A 4730-nucleotide genomic window follows, 5' to 3' on the forward strand; every position below is an offset into this window, starting at 1 on the left:
GCCGAAGCCACAGAAGAAGTGGGCATCCTAAGAGATGCCCACGTATCCCAAGCGGTCACGGAGCAAGCTCCGGGGAATGTACCCGTATGCGATTCATAAGAAGCTTTTAGAGGGGGTGCGCGGCAACATTGCCACTCCTGGCGAGTTTAGGCGCTCGCAAAACTGGATCGGGGCTCCGGGGAGCACGCTGGCAACGGCTGCCTATGTCCCACCGCCGCCGGATCTCTTGATGGACTGCCTCTCGGACTGGGAGCGTTTTGCCCACGAGCGAGAGACCCTGCCCGAGCTGATTCAGTGTGCCTTGCTCCATGAGCAGTTCGAGGCGATCCACCCGTTTCTGGATGGCAATGGTCGTGTGGGGCGCTTGCTCATCACGCTGTTTCTTATTGAGCGGGGGCGCTTGGATCAGCCACTGCTCTACCTCTCCGAGTACATTGAGGCGCACCGGCAGGGCTACTACGACTCGCTCCAAAGGGTACGCACTCACGGTGACTGGCGGGGCTGGCTGCTGTACTTCCTGGCGGGCGTGGCGGTCACGGCCAAGAAGGGTGTGGTGCAGGCAGGGAAGCTGTTTGCGTTGCGTGAGGAGCTGCGGGAGAAGCTACGCTCCAAGCCGCGTGCGGTAGCGCTGCTGGATGCGCTCTTCGATAATCCCTATGTGACGGCACTGCGCGTTCAGGAGCTGCTGGAGGTCTCCGATCCTACGGCGCGGCAAGTGATTACGTATCTGGAGCGCGAGGGCGTGCTGGTCGAGAAAACGGGGCGCTCCTGGGGGAAGGTTTATGTTGCCACACCGATCCTGGCGGCACTGGAGGCCCGTTCTTGACCGAGGCGATTGAAAGCGTACGATGAGAACCCAGCGCACCCCAATGTCCATCGATGAGTTTCATGCTCTGCCCCGCCACTACGCCTGGAAGCATGAGTACTGGGATGGCACCGCACACATCCGCCCCCGCGAGCTAGCCGTCGTTGCCGCCTTGCCTCTCGCTCACACGCCTCAATCTCCACGCCGCCCGCTCCAATAGAGAAGAGATAACAACTCTTCAAGCCAAGGTCGAGCGCTTGGAAGCGCAGGCAGAGCGCGAGGGCTACGAGTCCGTTGACCCCGTTCTGCACCTACACTAAGGGAGTCTCAAAAATAAAACCATCCCAGGCTTTCTGATGTTGTGTAATCCAACGCAAAGAGTCTCAGGGATAGGTAATTTCTTGAAAGTCCCTAAAGCTGTTTTCACCTGCTGGTAGGAAAGGGGGGACTGTCCCCCGAAAAGTGTCAAGGAAAACGCTTGGTCTACCGGTTGCACTGTGGCGGGATTGTGCTAGAAACTGGCTGTCTCTTTATGGCGGTGCTTTCCCTAAATCCGCTACACTTATGGATAGGCAAGGATGCAATATTCCAGAAAATTTGAGCTCACCGTTGAGGCCGGGAGTGTTGTGGTCGTCTGTGGGGCGTCCACAACGCGGCTGCGTGTCTCCCCGAACCCACGCCAGCAGATTAAGCAAGAGCGCTGGGAGTCTCTTCCCGAGTATCAGGCTGAGACACCGGGCTGGGCACGAAGAGGACAGCTTCTAGGGCTTGTGAGTGGCCCTTGCCGAGGGTATTTTTCTCTAATCCCCGAGAGTGTCGCGGTTCGTGATGCGAGAAACCCAGCGCGGCAGTTTGAGCGTGGACGGGACTTCCAGTGCGACAGCGAGTGGGGCACACTAGGGCGGGTTTCGTCGGGGAGCATTGGGGCAGAGCAGCCGGTTCAGGTGGATTATGCCTACGCGCTCCGGCGGCTCGATTCGATTATCGAAGACACGCGCGGCAAGCTCGTTCTCAGGCGGGGCACACCCCATATCGCGACCCCTGAGCCACCGGTGCTTCAAGCGGGGGAAAGACGCCTTGCCAACATCTGGTGGCCCAAGGCGGGCGAGCGGCTGGAGGCCGCGCAGCTCTTTCCCCTTCAGGAGACCGTGCCACCGAAGCCTCAGCGCTCCGCAGAGCTGCTTCTCCCCCGGACTCTTCAGAAGCTCACGCGCGGCGAGCCGCTAACGGTTCTTGCCTGGGGCGATAGCGTGACGGCAGGCTATCCGGGGGCGGTGGTCTGGCACAAGCAAGTCATAGACGGGTTGCGCCTCCGGTTTCCCAAAGCAAAGATTACCACGCGGGTGCTGGGCTGGGGAGCGCATAACATGGCCGACTTCTTGGCCGCGCCGCCCAGCAGCCCGTTCCACTACGCCACTCAGGTTCTCGGTAGCAAGCCTGATCTGGTAATCTCCGAGTTTCTCAATGACTTCGTGCTGCCTCCCGACCGCTGGGAGCCACAGTACCGCCGCGTCCATGCAGACTTTAAGACCTTGGGGGTAGAGTGGATCGCCCTAACACCGCACGATGTCTGGCCGGGCTGGATGGGACTTACATCCGAGCGGGACTGCGACCATGATCCGCGCCCCTACGTGACGTTTCTCCGGGAGTTCTGTGAGCGAAATGGGGTTGCTCTAGCCGATGCCGCCGCACGCTACGGCCAGCTCTGGCGCAAGGGGATTCCCTTTACCACGCTGATGGTCAATGCGGTCAATCATCCCAATACTGCGGGGATGCAGATTCTCGCCGAGAGTGTCCTTGCCCTCTTCGATGCGGAGGGGCAGAGAGCGCTATGACGGTTCTCACCCACGATCCGCCGCATATGGGAATCTTGAAGCGTGCCGATGTTTTTCGTCAGAGTCAGCTCTCGCTCGACCTGAACTGGAGCCGCCTGCCCCTGCCGCGTGGCTACCCGCTCCACCGGCATGAGTTCTCGGAGCTGGTGATCGTGCTCTCAGGAAGCGGCTCGCACACCACCTCGACGGAGTCGTTTCCCATCAAGCGCGGCGATGTCTTTATGCTCCAAGGCGACGAGGCACATTGCTATCAGGAGACCCATGAGCTAGAGATGGCGAATCTCTTGTTTTTTCCGGGTGAGCTACGCTTGCCGTGGGGTGAGCTGAGCGCACTACCCGGTTTCCATGTGCTCTTTACCATCGAGCCACATATCCGCCGCCAGGAGAGCCTCAAGAGCCGCTTGTGCCTAGACAGCAGCTCGCTGGAGCAGGTCACGGCGTGGCTCACCGAGCTGGAGCGTGAGCTGACGGAGCAGCAGCCCGGCTGGACAGTGCAGGCACTCTCGTACTTTCTGCTGATCCTCACACACCTGAGCCGCTGTGCGGGCAACGATGCCCGCCAGGAGCCCCTTCCTGTGCTCAAGATCGGAAGCGTTCTGAGCCTGATGGAGCAGCGCTATGCGGAGTCACTGACCCTGGAACAACTGGCACGAGAGGGGTACCTCTCCGAGCGCTCGCTTCACCGGAGCTTTCATCAGGCGCTAGGTTGCTCACCTATGGAGTACCTCACGCGCATTCGGCTCCAGCGTGCCCAAGAGCTCCTCAGACGATCTGGCGCTACGGTCACCGAGGTCGCCCATAGCGTCGGGTTCACCGACAGCAACTACTTCTCCCGCAAGTTCCGGCAGGCAGTGGGAGTCAGCCCACGCGACTGGCAGAGGGGGCGTACATGAGCAACCACTATCTCGTCGGAGCCCTGATGTGCCCACTCTGGGACGACGAGGCGCGCTGGAAACCGATCAAGGGCTACCCGGAGCGTGAGCCGGTAATCGGCTGGTACGATGAAGCCGACCCCAAGACGGCAGAGTTCGAGATCCGAACCTGTTTAGAGCACGGCATCTCGTTTTTCGCCGTCTGCTGGTTTCGCGACAAGGCAAATCTCGGCAAGTCCCCCATCCAGACACGCTTTGGCCACTGGACGGACAGAGCCCTCCCCAAGGCCAAGAGCCGCAACCAGTTCCGCTACGCTCTGCTCTGGGAGAACCTCAACGACATCGCCTGCGGCATCGCCGACGAAACGGACTTTCTGGAGAACCTAGTCCCACACTGGATCGCCACGCACTTCAAAAAGAAAACCTACCTCAAAGTAGACAACAAGCCCGTGCTCTTTCTGCATGGCCCAGACAAGTTAATTGCCGAGCTAGGCGGGATCGAGAGAGCTGCATCGGCGCTGGAGAAAGCACGGATGCTCTGCCAGAAGGCAGGTTTTGCGGGTCTGATCGTACTGGGACAGAACTGCTCGAAGATGACCCCGGAGGCCAGTGCACCGCTGAAGGCACTTGGGCTAGACTACAGCTTCGCCTACCACTGGCCCACATTTGCCGGTGCCCCGTTTATGGTTCCCGGCCTCACGCCCGACCCGAAGCGCATGGCAGCGGGGCAGGCGCTGGCGTGGAAGAATCAAGCAGCAGGAGCGGTGCCCCATATCCTCACTGCGTCCATCGGCTGGGACTCCCGGCCTTGGGGTAGCTCTAGCTCGCCCGTGCGCTGGAAGCTCAGTCCGGAGCAGTGGCAGACACTTTTAGAGTGGGCAAAGACCGAACTGGACAGCCGCGCCGCCACAGGCACGGGACTGGAGAGCCGGATGCTCCTTTTAGATAACTGGAACGAGTACGGCGAGGGGCACTACCTCTTCCCGACCAAAGGCGATGGTTACGCCTACTTAAATGCTCTCCAACAGGTGTTCCCTCTCCGTGGGGAAGCGCACCGGGACGCCCTCCCGGAACGACCGCAGGCAGTGTCTGAGCCTGCAAGGAACTCTCAGAGATGAAAAGAACTCTAGTTTCCGGTAACTGAGGGGGGGCTCTGTAGACTCACAGGCGCTTCGTAGAGGGGGCGGAGCTAATTTGTTCTACTTTCACGCCCCTGAG

The 4730-nt window shown here is 60.3% G+C and carries 5 protein-coding genes; all 5 read left to right on the forward strand.

What is annotated here, in order from left to right:
• Positions 1 to 34 precede the first annotated feature (34 nt).
• Complete coding sequence (locus tag ACH2ED_RS15110; RefSeq protein ID WP_395092735.1) at positions 35 to 826, forward strand: Fic family protein; 792 nt, start codon at positions 35 to 37, stop codon at positions 824 to 826.
• Positions 827 to 848: 22 nt separating this feature from the next.
• Positions 849 to 1025, forward strand: a complete 177-nt coding sequence (locus ACH2ED_RS15115; protein WP_395092738.1) for a hypothetical protein — start codon at positions 849 to 851, stop codon at positions 1023 to 1025.
• A 358-nt stretch (positions 1026 to 1383) separates the two neighbouring features.
• Entirely contained in the window at positions 1384 to 2640 is a 1257-nt protein-coding gene (locus ACH2ED_RS15120) for a hypothetical protein (protein WP_395092741.1), read from the forward strand.
• Entirely contained in the window at positions 2637 to 3533 is an 897-nt protein-coding gene (locus ACH2ED_RS15125) for a helix-turn-helix domain-containing protein (RefSeq protein WP_395092744.1), read from the forward strand. The genes ACH2ED_RS15120 and ACH2ED_RS15125 overlap by 4 nt, the downstream gene beginning before the upstream one ends.
• Complete coding sequence (locus ACH2ED_RS15130; protein WP_395092745.1) at positions 3530 to 4630, forward strand: glycoside hydrolase family 99-like domain-containing protein; 1101 nt, start codon at positions 3530 to 3532, stop codon at positions 4628 to 4630. The genes ACH2ED_RS15125 and ACH2ED_RS15130 overlap by 4 nt, the downstream gene beginning before the upstream one ends.
• Positions 4631 to 4730: the final 100 nt, after the last annotated feature.

Source organism: Armatimonas sp. (assembly GCF_043757465.1).
Taxonomy (GTDB): Bacteria; Armatimonadota; Armatimonadia; order Armatimonadales; family Armatimonadaceae; genus Armatimonas.

Bases quoted from the DNA above. Each gene is read 5' to 3' on its own strand.
- ACH2ED_RS15110 (WP_395092735.1), top strand. From the start codon at position 35: ATGCCCACGTATCCCAAGCGGTCACGGAGCAAGCTCCGGGGAATGTAC.
- ACH2ED_RS15115 (WP_395092738.1), top strand. From the start codon at position 849: ATGAGAACCCAGCGCACCCCAATGTCCATCGATGAGTTTCATGCTCTG.
- ACH2ED_RS15120 (WP_395092741.1), top strand. From the start codon at position 1,384: ATGCAATATTCCAGAAAATTTGAGCTCACCGTTGAGGCCGGGAGTGTT.
- ACH2ED_RS15125 (WP_395092744.1), top strand. From the start codon at position 2,637: ATGACGGTTCTCACCCACGATCCGCCGCATATGGGAATCTTGAAGCGT.
- ACH2ED_RS15130 (WP_395092745.1), top strand. From the start codon at position 3,530: ATGAGCAACCACTATCTCGTCGGAGCCCTGATGTGCCCACTCTGGGAC.